Here is a 16,044-nt window from a genome sequence, read left to right as displayed (position 1 = left end):
AATCACGCCACCAGCAAGGAGACGAACGCTAAAAACGCAAACCCAAAACCGGCCCAGGTCACGCGTGAAGTGGCGCAAAAACGCAGACGCGCCATGCTGTTTTCGAACAGGGCGATGACCAGCACGCCGAGAACCAGTTTGACGACGGCAATCACCAGCGCCAGCAGCAGCCCACCCGAGGTGAAGGTTTCCATCTGTCCCCACGGCAGGAACACGCCAACGAACATTTGCAGAACGACCAGTTGCTTAAGGCTAATGCCCCATTTCAGCACCGCAAAACCGCTGCCGCTGTATTCGGTCAATGGACCTTCCTGCAGCTCCTGCTCTGCCTCTGCCAGATCGAACGGCAGTTTGCCCATTTCGATAAAGGTGGCGAAAGCACAGGCGCACAGCGCCAGAATCAACGGAATGCTGCGTGCAGCAGGCCAGTGATAAATGGTATCGGCGATATTGCTGATATGCGTTGAGCCAGCAACCTGCGCCGCTACCCACAGACCCAGCAGCAGGATAGGTTCAACCAGCACGCCGAGCATCGCTTCGCGGCTGGCGCCAATAGCGGTAAACGGGCTACCGGTATCCAGGCCCGCGATAGAGAAGAAGAAGCGGGCGATGGCGAACAGGTAAATTAAGGTGATCAGATCGCCCAGTTGCGGCAGTGGTGAGCCAACGGTCACTACCGGCAACGCGGTGGCGATAGTCAGCATCACACCCACCATCACAAACGGCGTCAGGCGGAAAACCCAACTGGAGTCCGCAGGCGCAATGCTCTGACGGCCCAGCAGTTTGATAATGTCGCGGTATTCCTGCAAAACGCCCGGACCGCGGCGATTGTGCAAACGCGCACGTGCCACGCGGGTAATACCGGACAGCAGCGGCGCAACGGCAAACAGCACCAGCGCCTGAATTAACGGATATAAAACACTCATTCTCAGGCTCCTCGTGAAACCACAATCACCACCAGTACCGCCAGCTCAATCAGCGCCAGGCGACGGAACAGCACCGGTGCAGCCGCATTCTGCCAGCCCGGAACCAGTGATACCGGATTCAGCCATTTGCGCAGTTTGAGTACCGGCGCAAAAGCTTCTTTCACCGGCATGGCAAAACCGTGTGCGGTAATGACCATTGACTGCTCATGATCGTAACCACACACCCATGCCGCACCGCGTGAACGCGACGGCAGACGGTTGCCTTTGAAAATCGCCATGATGATGAACGGCAGCAGCGGACATGCGATCAGCAGCAGCGTGATCATTGGCTGAGAAACGGTGGTGTTCGCGGTTTCCAGCGGCAGCGGAACGGCAGCGGAGATCATCGGCAGCAGCCACGGCGCAGCAACGCCCCCAATCACGCAGCAGATAGCCAACGCGACTACGCTAACGCCCATCAGGATTGGCGCGCAGCAGGCATTTTCAGCTTCCTTCGTGCGCGGTGCGCCAAGGAACGTAACGCCATAGACTTTCGCCATACACATCACCGCCAGCGCGCCGGTAATCGCCAGTCCTACCGCCAGCAACGGTCCTAACAGACGACCGACAAAAGCACCGCTGTTGCCAAGCTTAAAGAAGGACTGGTAGATAACCCACTCACCGGCAAAACCGTTCAGCGGCGGCAGTGCGGCCATCGCCATCAGGCCAACCAGCATCGCCAGAGAGATAACCGGCATACGTTTACCGATACCGCCCAGTTTTTCGATATCACGATGACCGGTACGGAACCAGATGCTGCCTGCGCCCAGGAACAGAACGCTTTTGAACAGGCTGTGGTTTACCAGGTGGTACAGACCACCGGTCAAACCCAGCGCAATCAGCGCAGGTTGATTCAGGGAAATTCCGGTTACGCCAGCGCCCAGACCCAGCAGAATAATGCCGATGTTTTCCAGCGTGTGGTATGCCAGCAGACGCTGAATGTTGTGTTCCATCAGCGCATACAGACCGCCGACAAACGCGGTGATCATTCCCAGCACCAGCAGCGTAATGCCCCACCACAGCGGCGCGTTACCGCCCAGCAGCGACAGGGAGAGAATACCCAGCAGACCCACCTTCATGACGACGGTAGAGAACAGCGCCGCAGCCGGTGCGCTGGCGTTGGCGTGTGCCTGTGGTACCCATCCGTGCAGCGGAATAATCCCGGCCAGCAGGCCAAAACCCGCCACGCCCAGCAGCCAGATATCAGACCCGAGCGGCAGCTCCTGTGCGCGCAGGTCAAGCAGGCGCAGCTCCAGGGTGCCGTAGCGTTGCCACACCAGGTAGCAGGCAATAGCCAGCAGTAGCGTGCCGACGCGGCCCAGCGCAAACCACAGTTTGCCCTCTTTGCTGCAGCCGGTGAGGAACACGGCACACAGCGCCATGATTTCCGCCATCACCACCAGCGTTCCGAGGTTGCTGGCAACCACCGCACATACCGCCGCGGCCATCAGCAGATTCACCAGCAGCCCGTTGGCTTTTACCTGCGGATGACGATGCCAGTCAATGTTGTACAGGCTGACAAACAGGCCGCACAGGCCCAGCGTAATCAGCCAGATAGCGTTCAACGGGGTAATTTGCACACTGTGACCAATAAATGGCATCACACCGCTCACCGCCAGCGCATTAGTCAGTACGGTGAAACCCGCAGCCGCCGTACACAGGCTGCCAACCGCACCGCCAACCCCGGCAATCCAGCCGCTCAGCGGTTTATGAAATGAAAACAGAAATGCCAGAACCGCAGCCGCCGTAAACCAGGCTACGCCGCTGTTAATCAGTGAAATTGCGCTCATTTTGCATCCCCACTCTGAGCCTGCTGAAACAAGGTGAGATCGCCGAAGTCGGTATTGAAAGTCAGCTCACGCTTACGTTTGCTGGCGCGGGCAATATCCACGTTACTCACCAGGTGCAGGGCTTTGGTCGGGCACATGCGCACGCAGGCCGGACCAAGCTCGTCAAAACTGCACAGATCGCATTTCACCGCGATGGCACGAATACCCGGAACCCAGTCCAGCAACGTGCTCACGCGGGCAGGCGCTGGCGGAGCCGGAGGCGCTTTTGGCGTATTGGCGTTTGCCGGGATATGCAGCGGACGGCTACCGGAAAACTCAATCGCGCCAAACGGACAGGCGATCCCGCACAGTTTGCAGCTTACACACAGGCTTTCATTCAGCTGCACGGCACCATCAACGCGATTAATCGCATTAACCGGACAAACGGTGGCGCAAGGCGCATCTTCGCAATGGTGGCAAAGCTGCGGGGCGGATTCTTTTTCATTTAACATCACTTTCAGGCGCGGCATTGACTGCAGGCCATGCTGGCGATGTGTCTCTGAGCAGGCGGCTTCACAGGTGTGGCAGCCGATGCAAAGAGTGGAGTCAGCAATTACAAAACGATTCACCAGGCATTCCTCAGGTGATAGTCATTTTTGACGAAAACATGTCTGGAAAATGTCATTTCGACATTTTTCGACATGCCCATTCCCTAAACGTCGTGACGCAGTATGAAAGCGCATCATGACAAAAGTGGGCACACCCAAGGCTTAAGCCGGGCTATGTCCCTCAATCAGCTGGCTTAAATTCACCGGCATATTGTTCTCAACCGCGGTATAGAGGCTGTCGTAGACGGTGGCGATTTTTTCGAGATAGTGCTCCAGCACCTGCTCGCGATCGCGGTTGCTGATACGCTCATCAACCTTACCGTCGATGGTCAACTCAGCCTGTGCAATCAGTTGCTTATCATCACCGTCTTTCGTTTCAACGTAGTACTCGATGGTGTGGCTGTTAAAGCCGTCCGCCAGCGTGACGTAGATAGTGAAGTGTTCAAAAAGGACGAAGCAGAGATCCTTGTCCGGTGCGCAGCTCATTGCATGATGCAAACGCGCTTTTGACAGGGTGATCCCCTGAACCAGCGAGTTGCAGTAAATACGCCACTGGTCCTGTAGGCGACGATGCCGTTCAGCGATGTAATCGGCTTTTTCGCTTATTTCCCAAATAGTCATGTCAGGTTACCCGTTTAGCAGAGATGAACAGCTTTAAGCACATTTCATGCCAAAATTAAAAATCTTAATTTTCATATAGATAAAAAATCAAAGAGCGGTGACGACATGTCATTTCGTCATCGTCGTCATTGTCACGATAGAAAAAATTCAAGCTGGCATGTTTATTGCTTTTAATACGGCAACTTCATAGGAGGCGGTATGCACGAAATAACCCTCTGCCAACGGGCACTGGAATTGATTGAACAACAGGCCACGCAATACGGTGCTCAACGAGTAACTGGGGTCTGGCTCAAAATTGGCGCATTTTCTTGCGTAGAAACCAGCGCTCTCGCCTTTTGTTTTGATCTGGTATGCCGCGGGACCCTTGCAGAAGGTTGTAAACTCCACCTCGAAGAACAAGAAGCCGAATGTTGGTGCGAATCTTGTCAGCAATACGTCACCTTACTGACGCAACGCGTGCGCAGATGTCCGCAATGCAACAGCGATATGCTGAGAATTGTGGCCGATGACGGCTTACAGATTCGACGTATTGAAATAGATGAAACTCCAGCGCCGGATGCCGACGCCTAAGCGTCATCATCCGGCAACTGAAGTATCGCAAGTAATAAATCAGGAGTGAGCGATGTGTACGACATGTGGTTGCGCTGAAGGCAACCTTTATATAGAGGGTGATGAGCATAATCCCCACTCGGCGTTTCGCAGCGCGCCATTTGCCCCAGCGGCTCGTCCGGCGCTGAATATTACCGGGGTGAAGACCTCCAGTTTCACACCGAGCCAGAATGAAGAAGGCGATTTGCATTACGGTCACGGTGAAGCAGGCACCCACGCGCCAGGCATGAGTCAGCGCCGGATGCTGGAAGTGGAAATTGACGTGCTGGATAAAAACAACCGTCTGGCCGAGCGCAACCGCGCCCGCTTTGCTGCCCGTCAACATCTGGTATTAAACCTTGTCTCAAGCCCAGGCTCCGGTAAAACCACGCTGCTGACCGAAACGCTGATGAAGCTTAAAGACAGCGTGCCTTGCGCCGTCATTGAAGGCGACCAGCAGACGGTTAACGATGCCGCCCGTATTCGCGCCACAGGTACGCCCGCCATCCAGGTCAACACCGGTAAAGGTTGCCACCTTGACGCACAAATGATTGCTGACGCCGCGCCACGTTTGCCGCTTGAAGACAACGGCATCCTGTTCATTGAAAACGTCGGGAACCTGGTTTGCCCGGCCAGCTTCGACCTCGGCGAACGCCATAAAGTGGCGGTGCTTTCCGTCACCGAAGGCGAAGACAAGCCGCTGAAATACCCGCATATGTTTGCCGCCGCGTCGCTGATGCTACTCAACAAAGTAGACCTACTGCCGTACCTCAATTTTGACGTAGAAAAGTGCATCGCCAGCGCCCGGGAAGTGAACCCGGAAATTGAGATCATCCTGATTTCCGCCACCAGTGGCGAAGGCATGGACCAATGGCTCTCCTGGCTGGAGACGCAGCGATGTGCATAGGTGTTCCGGGTCAAATCCGCACCATTGATGGCAACCAGGCCAAAGTCGATGTTTGCGGTATTCAGCGCGACGTCGACCTGACGCTGGTCGGAAGCTGCGATGAACACGGCCAACCCCGTCTGGGTCAGTGGGTACTGGTCCACGTCGGCTTTGCCATGAGCATCATTAATGAAGCTGAAGCGCGCGACACGCTCGACGCGCTACAAAACATGTTTGACGTTGAGCCGGATGTCGGCGCGTTGTTGTATGGCGAGGAAAAATAATGCGTTTTGTTGACGAATACCGCGCACCAGAACAGGTGATGCAGTTGATAGAGCACCTGTGTGAACGTGCCGCACACCTCCCCTACACTGCTGAACGTCCGCTGCGCATCATGGAAGTGTGTGGTGGTCATACCCACGCTATCTTCAAGTTCGGTCTCGACCAATTGTTGCCTGACAACGTCGAGTTTATTCATGGTCCGGGCTGCCCGGTTTGCGTTCTGCCGATGGGCAGAATCGACAGCTGTGTGGAAATCGCCAGCCATCCGGAAGTGATTTTTTGCACCTTTGGCGATGCGATGCGCGTTCCGGGTAAACAAGGTTCTTTGCTACAAGCCAAAGCGCGCGGCGCGGATATCCGCATCGTCTATTCACCGATGGATGCGCTGAAGCTGGCGCAGGAAAACCCAACGCGTAAGGTTGTGTTCTTTGGCCTGGGTTTTGAAACCACAATGCCAACCACCGCCATCACCCTTCAGCAGGCAAAACAGCGTGACGTGCAGAACTTTTACTTTTTCTGCCAGCACATCACGCTTATCCCTACGCTGCGCAGCCTGCTGGAACAGCCGGACAACGGCATCGACGCCTTCTTAGCGCCGGGCCATGTCAGCATGGTGATTGGCACCGATGCCTATAATTTCATTGCTTCAGACTTCCATCGTCCGTTGGTGGTCGCCGGTTTCGAACCGCTCGATCTGCTGCAGGGCGTGGTGATGTTGATTGAACAGAAGATTGCCGCGCATAGCCAGGTTGAAAACCAGTATCGCCGCGTGGTGCCGGACGCCGGTAACCTGTTAGCGCAGCAGGCCATCGCCGAAGTGTTCTGCGTCAATGGCGATAGCGAATGGCGCGGTCTGGGCGTCATTGAATCCTCTGGCGTTCACCTGACGCCAGACTATCAGCGCTTTGATGCCGAAGCGCATTTCCAGCCAGCGCCGCAGCAGGTGTATGACGATCCGCGCGCGCGTTGCGGCGAGGTATTGACCGGCAGATGCAAACCGCATCAGTGCCCGCTATTTGGCAAAACCTGTAACCCGGAGACCGCATTTGGCGCCCTGATGGTCTCCTCAGAAGGCGCATGTGCCGCCTGGTATCAGTATCGTCAGCAGGAGTGTGAAGCATGAACAGCGTACAACTCGCCCACGGTAGCGGCGGTCAGGCTATGCAGCAGTTGATCAACAGTCTGTTTATGGAGGCTTTTGCTAATCCGTGGCTGGCGGAACAAGAAGATCAGGCCCGTCTGGACCTGGCGCAACTGGTTGCAGAAGGCGATCGTCTGGCGTTTTCAACCGACAGCTATGTTATCGATCCGTTGTTCTTCCCGGGTGGCAATATCGGCAAGCTGGCCATCTGCGGTACGGCTAACGACGTGGCGGTCAGCGGCGCGATCCCTCGCTACCTCTCCTGCGGTTTTATCCTCGAAGAGGGTTTGCCGATGGAGACGTTGAAAACCGTCGTCAACAGTATGGCGGCGACCGCGCGTGAAGCGGGCATCGCCATCGTGACCGGCGATACCAAAGTCGTGCAGCGCGGCGCTGCAGACAAGCTGTTCATCAACACGGCCGGAATGGGGGCGATCCCCGCCAACATTCACTGGGGCGCACAGACCCTCGGCCCAGGCGATGTGCTGCTGGTCAGCGGTACGCTTGGCGATCACGGCGCAACTATCCTTAACCTGCGCGAACAGCTGGGTCTTGATGGCGAACTGGTCAGCGACTGCGCGGTATTGACACCGCTTATCCAGACGCTGCGTGATATTCCCGGCGTGAAGGCGCTGCGTGACGCGACCCGTGGCGGCGTAAATGCGGTAACGCATGAATTTGCCGCCTCATGCGGGTTTGGTATTGAGCTGTCTGAAGCGGCCCTGCCCGTGAAGCCCGCGGTGCGTGGCGTTTGCGAACTGCTGGGTCTGGATGCGCTTAACTTTGCTAACGAAGGCAAGCTGGTGATTGCCGTTGAGCGTCAGGCTGCTGAAACGGTGCTTGCCGCGCTGCGCGCACATCCGTTAGGACGCGATGCCGCAATGATTGGTGAAGTGGTAGAACGCAAAGGTGTGCGTCTTGCCGGACTCTACGGCGTGAAACGCACTCTCGATTTACCACACGCCGAACCATTACCTCGTATATGCTAACAGCCGGTTGGCAGCAAGCTGTAGGCCGGGTAAGACGCATTTGCGTCGACATCCGGCCTTAACGCTGCAATATCACCTGATGGCGTTTTGCCGATCGGGTCTACGGTTCGAGTAGCGGGACCAGTCCGGCAATAATTTACGACTTATACCTATAATTCATTTACCGTTTTCGCACCGTTCTGCGGTGCTTTTCCTGGAAAAGCAATATGTCGTATACACCGATGAGTGACCTCGGACAGCAAGGCCTGTTCGATATTACTCGTACATTATTACAGCAGCCCGACCTGCCGTCTCTCAGCGAGGCGCTTTCGCAACTGGTCAAGCGTTCAGCGCTGGCCGACTGCGCGGCTATTGTCTTATGGCAGGCACAAACGCAGCGTGCGCGTTATTTTGCGACGCGTGAAAATGGTAACCCCATCGATTATGAAGACGAAACGGTGCTGGCGCATGGCCCGGTACGCCGTATTTTGTCTCGCCCCGATGCGCTGCACTGCAACTATCACGAGTTTAACGAAACCTGGCCACAGCTGGCCTCTGGCGGGCTGTATTCTAAATTTGGTCACTACTGCCTGCTACCGCTGGCAGCAGATGGGCGAATCTTTGGCGGTTGCGAATTTATCCGTAACGAAGACCAACCGTGGAGTGAAAAAGAGTACAACCGGCTGCAGACCTTCACCCAAATAGTCGGCGTCGTTGCTGAACAAATTCAAAGCCGGGTCAGCAACAATGTCGATTACGATCTCCTGTGCCGTGAGCGTGATAACTTTCGCATCCTGGTCGCCATCACCAATGCTGTGCTCTCCCGCCTGGATATTGATGAGCTGGTCAGCGAAGTCGCCAAAGAGATCCATCACTACTTCGACATTGATGCCATCAGCATCGTGTTACGCAGCGATCGCAAAAACAAGCTCAGCATTTATTCCACTCACTATCTGGATGAACATCATCCGGCACACGAACAAAGTGAAGTGGACGAAGCCGGCACGCTCTCTGAACGGGTCTTCAAAAGTAAAGAGATGCTGCTGATTAACCTGAGCGAACGCGATACCCTGGCCCCTTACGAGAGAATGTTGTTCGAAACCTGGGGCAACCAGCTACAGACTCTGTGCCTGCTGCCGCTGATGTCCGGCAATAATATGCTCGGCGTACTTAAGCTGGCGCAATGCGAAGAGAAAGTATTCACCACCGCCAATCTCAAACTGCTGCGCCAAATCGCAGAACGCGTGGCGATCGCCGTGGATAACGCCCTCGCCTACCAGGAGATCCACCGCCTGAAGGAGCGGCTGGTCGATGAAAACCTGGCGCTGACTGAACAACTCAACAACGTAGAAAGTGAGTTCGGAGAAATCATTGGCCGCAGCGAAGCGATGTACAGCGTACTCAAACAGGTCGAAATGGTGGCGCAAAGCGACAGCACTGTCCTGATTCTTGGTGAAACCGGGACGGGTAAAGAGCTGATTGCACGAGCAATTCACAACCTGAGCGGACGTAACGCCCGTCGGATGGTGAAAATGAACTGTGCGGCAATGCCTGCCGGATTGCTGGAAAGCGATCTGTTTGGCCATGAACGTGGCGCATTTACCGGGGCCAGCACGCAGCGGATTGGACGCTTTGAACTGGCGGACAAAAGTTCGTTATTTCTCGATGAAGTTGGCGACATGCCGCTGGAGCTTCAGCCCAAGCTGCTGCGCGTTCTGCAGGAGCAGGAGTTTGAACGTCTGGGCAGCAATAAACTGATCCAGACCGACGTTCGCTTGATCGCTGCCACTAACCGCGATCTGAAAAAGATGGTCGCCGATCGCGAGTTTCGTAACGATCTCTACTATCGACTGAACGTCTTCCCGATCCATCTGCCGCCGCTGCGCGAGCGCCCGGAAGATATTCCGCTGCTGGTGAAAGCCTTCACCTTCAAAATTGCCCGCCGGATGGGGCGCAATATCGACAGCATTCCCGCCGAAGCCCTGCGTACGCTGAGCAGCATGGAATGGCCGGGTAACGTGCGCGAGCTGGAAAACGTCGTAGAACGCGCGGTTCTGCTCACCCGGGGCAACGTGCTGCAACTGTCCCTGCCGGATGTAGTCGCTTTGGCGCCGTCTACGCCGCCGGTGGCGACCGAAGTCGCACAGGATGGCGAAGATGAATACCAACTGATAATGCGCGTTCTGAAAGAAACCAATGGCGTTGTCGCCGGTCCTAAAGGCGCGGCACAAAGACTGGGGTTGAAACGCACAACGTTACTCTCGCGCATGAAGCGCCTGGGCATTGATAAGGACGCACTGGTTTAACGGATTATTGCCCGATAGCGTTACGCTTATCGGGCCTACGCCACTGGTGCGTTTGTCTTTGTCGGCCGGATAAGGCGCAGCCGCCATCCGGCATAGAATTGCTAAATCACTTCTTCCGCTGGTATTTCTCGGGTAACTCCGGCACCGGACGTTTGTCATCAATCAGATGACGCACGGTCAGAATCGGATGACGCCAGAGCATTCTGGGTCCAGCCCAACGCATAATTTGCTTCATCTCTTCGCGTTTAGCGGGCTGGTAACAGTGCACCGGACACTGTTTGCAGGCCGGTTTTTCCTCACCAAATACGCATTTATCCAGGCGCTTTTGCGCATAGGCAAACAACGCATCGTAATGCCCCGGTTCATCTGAAGCCTGCGGACACTGGCTCTCATACAGCGAGATCATTCTCTGGATCGTCATTTTCTCACGTGCAATACGTTTGCCGGACATGATGCCTCCACAATTAAGTTGCATAAATAATACACCTTAACTAAGCGCAGGACTATTACCTGGCGGTGATACATTCCTTAGCACCCTACGCAAATAAGAATTATTTTCATTTGTTTATGCCATGTGCTATATAACATAGCAAAGGCTATATTCGATGATAAATTAACCACTTTGTTGTGAGGGATACTATGCCGCATCTGCCCCATCTGAAGTCATTTCTCCTTGCCAGCGTGTTAACGGCGCTTACGCTGTCACCTGCCTGGGCGAAAGAAAAGTTCAAAGTGATAACCACCTTTACGGTGATTGCCGATATGGCAAGCAACGTGGCAGGTGACGCGGCGGACGTCAGTTCCATCACCAAACCCGGGGCAGAAATTCACGAATATCAACCCACACCGGGGGATATTAAACGGGCGCAAGGCGCACAGCTTATTCTCTCCAACGGCCTTAATCTCGAACTATGGTTTGCCCGCTTCTACCAAAATTTGTCCGGCGTACCGGAGGTCATGGTCTCAAATGGCGTGCAGCCAATGGGTATCAGCGAAGGGCCGTACAACGGCAAACCGAATCCGCATGCCTGGATGTCAGCGGAGAACGCGCTTATCTACGTGGATAACATTCGCGATGCGCTGATGAAATACGATCCCGACCATGCCGCAACCTACCAGAAAAATGCGGAGAATTATAAAGCGAAAATCCAGCAGACTCTGGCGCCACTGCATGCAGAACTGGCGAAGCTCCCTGCTGATAAACGCTGGCTGCTCACCAGCGAAGGCGCATTCTCTTACCTCGCGCGTGATAACGGCCTGAAAGAGCTGTATCTGTGGCCGATCAATGCCGATCAGCAAGGCACGCCCAAGCAGGTACGCAAAGTGATCGATGCGATCAGAAAACATCAAATCCCTACCGTATTTAGCGAAAGCACCGTGTCCGACAAACCTGCGCGTCAGGTCGCCCGCGAGTCTGGCGCGTATTACGGCGGCGTGCTGTATGTCGATTCGCTCAGCGCTGCCGATGGTCCGGTACCGACCTATCTGGATTTACTACGCGTGACGACAGAAACCATCCTCAGCGGCATCAACGACGGGTTAAGGAGCCAAAAATGAGTCAATCTGCGATTACCGTGAATCAGGTTACGGTGACGTATCGCAACGGCCACACCGCGCTGCGGGATGCCACTTTTCAGGTTCCGGGCGGCTCAATTGCCGCTCTGGTCGGCGTAAACGGTTCGGGAAAATCAACGCTTTTTAAAGCGCTGATGGGTTTTGTCCGGTTGGCGAAAGGGGAAATATCTATTCTGCAACAACCGGTTAATAAGGCGCTCAAACAAAATCTGATCGCCTATGTCCCCCAGTCAGAAGAGGTGGACTGGTCGTTTCCGGTACTGGTGGAAGATGTAGTGATGATGGGCCGCTTTGGCCATATGGGGTGGCTGCGTCGACCAAAACAAATCGACCACGACTGCGTGGATGCGGCGCTGGCGCGGGTAGATATGCTGGACTATCGCCATCGCCAGATAGGTGAACTGTCCGGCGGGCAGAAAAAACGCGTTTTTCTGGCAAGAGCCATCGCACAGGACGGGCAGGTTATTTTACTGGATGAACCCTTCACCGGCGTGGATGTGAAAACCGAGGCCCGGATCATCGATCTGCTGCGTGAACTGCGTGATGAAGGCCGGACCATGCTGGTCTCTACCCATAATCTGGGATCCGTCACCGAATTTTGCGATTACACGGTGATGATTAAGGGCACGGTGCTGGCAAGTGGGCCAACCGAAACCACCTTTACCCACGAGAATCTCGAACTGGCATTCAGCGGCGTTCTGCGTCACGTCGCGCTAAGCGGCGGTGAACAACACGTGATTACCGATGATGAACGTCCGTTTATTTCGCGACGCGCGGCAAGCGAGGGGGAGTAATCATGAACTGGCTAACGGAGCCGTTTGGCTACCAGTACATGCTCAACGCCATGTGGGTTTCGGCGATGGTCGGCGGCCTGTGCGCATTTCTCTCCTGCTATCTGATGCTCAAAGGGTGGTCGCTGATTGGCGATGCGCTGTCGCACTCGATCGTTCCAGGCGTGGCCGGAGCCTATATGTTAGGGCTTCCCTTTGCGCTGGGCGCATTTCTTTCCGGTGGACTGGCGGCGGGCAGCATGCTGTTTCTCAATCAGCGTTCACGCCTGAAGGAAGATGCCATTATCGGGCTGATTTTTTCGTCCTTTTTCGGTATCGGGCTGTTTATGGTGTCGCTTAATCCGATGTCGGTGAACATCCAGACCATTATTCTGGGTAACATCCTGGCGATTGCGCCGGAAGATATTCTGCAACTGGCGATCATCGGCGTGGTTTCGCTGACCATTCTGTTTTTGAAGTGGAAAGATCTGATGGTGGTCTTTTTTGATGAAAACCACGCGCGGTCTATCGGTCTGAATCCGGGTCGGCTGAAACTGTTGTTTTTTACGTTGCTCTCCGTTTCCACGATCGCCGCACTGCAAACCGTCGGCGCCTTTCTGGTGATTTGCCTGGTGGTTACGCCCGGTGCGACGGCCTGGCTGCTGACCGATCGTTTTCCTCGCCTGCTCACCATCGCCGTGGCACTCGGCAGCCTGACCAGCTTTTTCGGCGCCTGGCTAAGCTACTGGCTGGACGGGGCAACCGGCGGAATTATCGTCGTTCTGCAAACGCTGCTGTTCCTGCTGGCATTTGTCTTCGCACCAAAACACGGTCTGCTGGCGAATCGCCGCCGCGCCCGTCTGGTGAACAAGGAGCAAGTATGATCTTAACAACGCTGCTGGAACCTTTTCAGTTTAGCTTTATGGTTAATGCGCTGGTCATCTCTACCATCGTCGCTGTGCCTTGCGCGCTGCTGTCGGTATTTTTAGTACTCAAAGGCTGGGCGTTGATGGGCGATGCCATGAGTCATGCGGTTTTCCCAGGGATTGTACTGGCGTGGATTGCGGGCATCCCGCTGGCAATTGGCGCGTTTATCGCCGGTCTGTTCTGCGCGGTGGCGACCGGATACCTCGACGATAACAGCCGCATCAAGCGCGACACCATCATGGGTATTGTTTTCTCCGGGATGTTTGGTGCGGGTCTGGTGCTGTACGTCTCTATCCAGTCAGAAGTCCATCTCGATCATATTCTGTTCGGCGACATGCTGGGCGTATCGTTAAGCGATATCATGCAAACCGCGGTTATTACTCTGGGGATCGCGCTTATCATCGGACTTAAATGGAAAGATTTGCTACTGCATGCGTTCGACCCACATCAGGCAAAGGCCAGTGGGCTTAACACCGCACTGCTGCATTACGGCCTGTTGTGCATGATCGCCCTGACGATTGTCGCCACGCTAAAATCGGTAGGGATTATTTTGTCAATTTCATTACTGATTGCACCTGGCGCCATCGCGATTTTAATGACGCGGAAATTTTCCCACGCCTTATGGCTGGCGGTGGCGATGTCGGTCATTACCTCATTTATGGGCGTGTACCTGTCATTTTTCATCGACAGCGCACCGGCTCCCACCATAGTCGTACTATTTTCTCTGCTGTTTGTGATTACCTTTATTTATGCAACCCTGCGCGATCGGCGTTTAGAGAATCAGCTTCAGCTGCAGGATCCGTAAATTATGGGTCAGCTAATGTTCTTGATATTAATATAGCCTCCGCCAGGAGGTTATATTATCGGCAGATTACAGCATCGTGATGATACGTTTAAATAAACGGATTATAGATTACTCTAACGTGAACAACGGTTGTGGCTTGCCAATGTGGTATCCCTGTAACCACCCGACATTCATGTGTTCCAGGTGCATCTGGATTTCGGCACTTTCAACAAACTCGGCGACAACCTGCATACCTTTCATTGCCGCAACCCGGCAGAAAGATTCGATGATATAGCGACTAACCTCACATTTTATAATCCCACGAACGAAAGACCCATCAATCTTCAAAATATCTGCTTCAATGTTCATCAGGCGTTCATAGCTTGCAAACCCGGCACCGAAGTCATCAATCGCGATCCGACATCCCAATTGACGTAGTAAGCGTAGTGTATCTGCCGTGTGTTCTTTATCTGACAGGGTATCAGCCTCGGTTATCTCAAAAATAATCCGTTGCGGTATCACCACATATTCCTGCAACAACGCAGTTATCTTTGCAACGATACCTGAACGACATAGCGTCACTGGCGCCAGGTTAATGGAAAAACAACTCAGCGGATGGTAGCGCATGTACTTCAGGGTGTTCTCAATAACCCAAAGATCGATATCGGGTGCTAACCCTGTGTCGCGTGCAACCGACAGAAAATAGTCAGGGGAAATAAACTCCCCGTGCTCATTGAGCATGCGGATCAATATCTCATGATAGGATTCATCACCACGAGTACTGACGATAGGCTGGGCCAGCAGGACAAAGGTATTGTGATCCAACGCGTTTTGCAGTGCAGCGCGAACATCCGTTGTATCGGTAGTAGGTTTGCCAAACAGTCGGCTATGCTGTGCCTCAAGGTTTTCCGGCCTGCCGTTGGTCATTGGCGATATGACTTTTGTTATTATTGGAGGGAACATCATATTCATATCAAATTAATAAATAAATACTAATTTATAGATAAAAATGGACATTCCGCGTAGCTGGCATCAGCGGTGAAGAAAAAGACAAAAACCAACATACTGATAATTAACAAAAATCACAAACCCAGTTTTTGCATTATCATTCCAGCTGAGTGCAAAAAAACACGTCAGATGCTTTTAATGTTAACTTTAACATACAAAAAAAGAGAGTTTCCCTCGCTTCATAATTATTTTTCCGTCATTCACTAACTCCTGCAATACTTTGTGGATAGCACTGCGTGAGATATGATTTCGAGCGAGAATGAATGTATACACAGATGTGTTTTCACGCATCTCAGGCTCCATCGACCAAATATATTTCAGGTGTTCAATAATCAATTCACGGATAGTGCGATGCGATTGCAATTTTTCTCGTTGAAAATAGCGTTGCAGATGTAGCGTTAAAATATCAAATGCATGTTTCCAAAGATTCTTCGCAGTGAACAAAAGTTCGGCATTGGGTGCACTCATCGCCCACATTTCACAATCGGTATCACAACGTAAATAGTGTCCGGCAACTTCCGTACGCATTTGTGGCAAGCCGAGGATGGCCGGTGCAGATATACTTACCATCACCAAATCATTTTCCACACGATGAACAGAGACGGCCCCTTTCTCCAGAAACAAGATATTTCCATCACTCTTCAGATCAATACGCTGGCGTTTTTTGCGTAAGGACAGCCAGGCATTATCTGACTTTTTCATTTCATCACCAACAAGCACTACAGCATTTTCAATATCTTTCTGAAACATGGGACTCTCTACCGCAAATTATGGCTTTGTCAAAACGAGGGTGGAATTTTACTCAACACGAAAAATAAATGTCAGCTCACCAACAAGCTGACATTT

General features: G+C 53.6%; 17 protein-coding genes. 10 read left to right on the top strand and 7 right to left on the bottom strand.

The annotated features are described in order from the left end of the window. Window positions 1-2: 2 nt before the first annotated feature. From ABIE10_RS20425 to hycA, 4 genes are all read right to left on the bottom strand, one after another. On the bottom strand, window positions 3-926 hold the full coding sequence (locus ABIE10_RS20425; protein ID WP_046274832.1) for a respiratory chain complex I subunit 1 family protein: 924 nt from the start codon (window positions 924-926) through the stop codon (window positions 3-5). A 2-nt stretch (window positions 927-928) separates the two neighbouring features. Further along, the gene (gene hycC / locus ABIE10_RS20420) at window positions 929-2,755 is read right to left on the bottom strand and encodes a formate hydrogenlyase subunit 3 (RefSeq protein WP_046274831.1); all 1,827 of its coding nucleotides are present in this window, start codon (window positions 2,753-2,755) and stop codon (window positions 929-931) included. Beyond that, window positions 2,752-3,363 carry a formate hydrogenlyase subunit HycB gene (gene hycB, locus ABIE10_RS20415; protein WP_016154189.1) on the bottom strand — a complete coding sequence of 204 codons (612 nt, stop codon included), beginning with the start codon at window positions 3,361-3,363 and terminating at the stop codon, window positions 2,752-2,754. Before hycB ends, hycC begins: the two co-directional genes overlap by 4 nt. 141 nt (window positions 3,364-3,504) lie before the next feature. Then, on the bottom strand, window positions 3,505-3,963 hold the full coding sequence (hycA, locus tag ABIE10_RS20410) for a formate hydrogenlyase regulator HycA (protein WP_016154190.1): 459 nt from the start codon (window positions 3,961-3,963) through the stop codon (window positions 3,505-3,507). Window positions 3,964-4,161: 198 nt separating this feature from the next. Between hycA and hypA the strand changes: the two genes are divergently transcribed. From hypA to flhA, 6 genes are all read left to right on the top strand, one after another. Beyond that, the gene (gene hypA, locus ABIE10_RS20405) at window positions 4,162-4,533 is read left to right on the top strand and encodes a hydrogenase maturation nickel metallochaperone HypA (protein WP_016154191.1); all 372 of its coding nucleotides are present in this window, start codon (window positions 4,162-4,164) and stop codon (window positions 4,531-4,533) included. 52 nt (window positions 4,534-4,585) lie between these two features. Further along, the gene (gene hypB / locus ABIE10_RS20400) at window positions 4,586-5,458 is read left to right on the top strand and encodes a hydrogenase nickel incorporation protein HypB (protein ID WP_141875573.1); all 873 of its coding nucleotides are present in this window, start codon (window positions 4,586-4,588) and stop codon (window positions 5,456-5,458) included. Next, window positions 5,449-5,721, top strand: coding sequence for a hydrogenase 3 maturation protein HypC (gene hypC / locus ABIE10_RS20395; protein WP_003037411.1), 273 nt, complete (start codon window positions 5,449-5,451; stop codon window positions 5,719-5,721). Before hypB ends, hypC begins: the two co-directional genes overlap by 10 nt. After that, entirely contained in the window at window positions 5,721-6,842 is a 1,122-nt protein-coding gene (hypD, locus tag ABIE10_RS20390; protein WP_019077547.1) for a hydrogenase formation protein HypD, read from the top strand. Before hypC ends, hypD begins: the two co-directional genes overlap by 1 nt. Beyond that, window positions 6,839-7,849 carry a hydrogenase maturation carbamoyl dehydratase HypE gene (gene hypE / locus ABIE10_RS20385; protein WP_016157324.1) on the top strand — a complete coding sequence of 337 codons (1,011 nt, stop codon included), beginning with the start codon at window positions 6,839-6,841 and terminating at the stop codon, window positions 7,847-7,849. Before hypD ends, hypE begins: the two co-directional genes overlap by 4 nt. A gap of 206 nt (window positions 7,850-8,055) precedes the next feature. After that, window positions 8,056-10,134: a formate hydrogenlyase transcriptional activator FlhA gene (gene flhA / locus ABIE10_RS20380; RefSeq protein ID WP_200047476.1), complete on the top strand. Its 2,079-nt coding sequence runs from the start codon at window positions 8,056-8,058 to the stop codon at window positions 10,132-10,134. Between the two features lie 106 nt (window positions 10,135-10,240). Here the strand turns inward: flhA and ABIE10_RS20375 are convergent, their stop codons facing one another. Next, window positions 10,241-10,585, bottom strand: a complete 345-nt coding sequence (locus tag ABIE10_RS20375; RefSeq protein WP_003825888.1) for a nitrous oxide-stimulated promoter family protein — start codon at window positions 10,583-10,585, stop codon at window positions 10,241-10,243. A 188-nt stretch (window positions 10,586-10,773) separates the two neighbouring features. Between ABIE10_RS20375 and ABIE10_RS20370 the strand changes: the two genes are divergently transcribed. The 4 genes from ABIE10_RS20370 to sitD are packed head-to-tail and all read left to right on the top strand — an operon-like array spanning window position 10,774 to window position 14,211. Beyond that, on the top strand, window positions 10,774-11,691 hold the full coding sequence (locus ABIE10_RS20370) for a metal ABC transporter substrate-binding protein (protein ID WP_429156882.1): 918 nt from the start codon (window positions 10,774-10,776) through the stop codon (window positions 11,689-11,691). Then, window positions 11,688-12,503: an iron/manganese ABC transporter ATP-binding protein SitB gene (sitB, locus tag ABIE10_RS20365; RefSeq protein WP_019077551.1), complete on the top strand. Its 816-nt coding sequence runs from the start codon at window positions 11,688-11,690 to the stop codon at window positions 12,501-12,503. Before ABIE10_RS20370 ends, sitB begins: the two co-directional genes overlap by 4 nt. Before the next feature lie 2 nt (window positions 12,504-12,505). Next, a complete protein-coding gene (gene sitC, locus ABIE10_RS20360) occupies window positions 12,506-13,363 on the top strand; it encodes an iron/manganese ABC transporter permease subunit SitC (protein ID WP_016154199.1) in 858 nt (285 codons plus the stop codon). Next, window positions 13,360-14,211: an iron/manganese ABC transporter permease subunit SitD gene (gene sitD, locus ABIE10_RS20355; RefSeq protein ID WP_016154200.1), complete on the top strand. Its 852-nt coding sequence runs from the start codon at window positions 13,360-13,362 to the stop codon at window positions 14,209-14,211. The genes sitC and sitD overlap by 4 nt, the downstream gene beginning before the upstream one ends. A 108-nt stretch (window positions 14,212-14,319) precedes the next feature. Here sitD and ABIE10_RS20350 read toward each other — a convergent pair whose 3' ends face one another. Both ABIE10_RS20350 and ABIE10_RS20345 read right to left on the bottom strand, forming a co-directional pair. After that, the gene (locus ABIE10_RS20350; RefSeq protein WP_200079763.1) at window positions 14,320-15,117 is read right to left on the bottom strand and encodes an EAL domain-containing protein; all 798 of its coding nucleotides are present in this window, start codon (window positions 15,115-15,117) and stop codon (window positions 14,320-14,322) included. A 228-nt stretch (window positions 15,118-15,345) separates the two neighbouring features. Continuing rightward, the gene (locus tag ABIE10_RS20345) at window positions 15,346-15,948 is read right to left on the bottom strand and encodes a helix-turn-helix domain-containing protein (RefSeq protein ID WP_053389516.1); all 603 of its coding nucleotides are present in this window, start codon (window positions 15,946-15,948) and stop codon (window positions 15,346-15,348) included. Window positions 15,949-16,044 lie beyond the last annotated feature (96 nt).

The sequence above is a fragment of the Citrobacter sp. 506 genome (assembly GCF_050434985.1).
Taxonomy (GTDB): domain Bacteria; phylum Pseudomonadota; class Gammaproteobacteria; order Enterobacterales; family Enterobacteriaceae; genus Citrobacter; species Citrobacter braakii.
The sequence above is the reverse complement of the archived record's forward strand: the minus strand, read 5'-3'. Positions and strand labels throughout refer to the sequence as shown.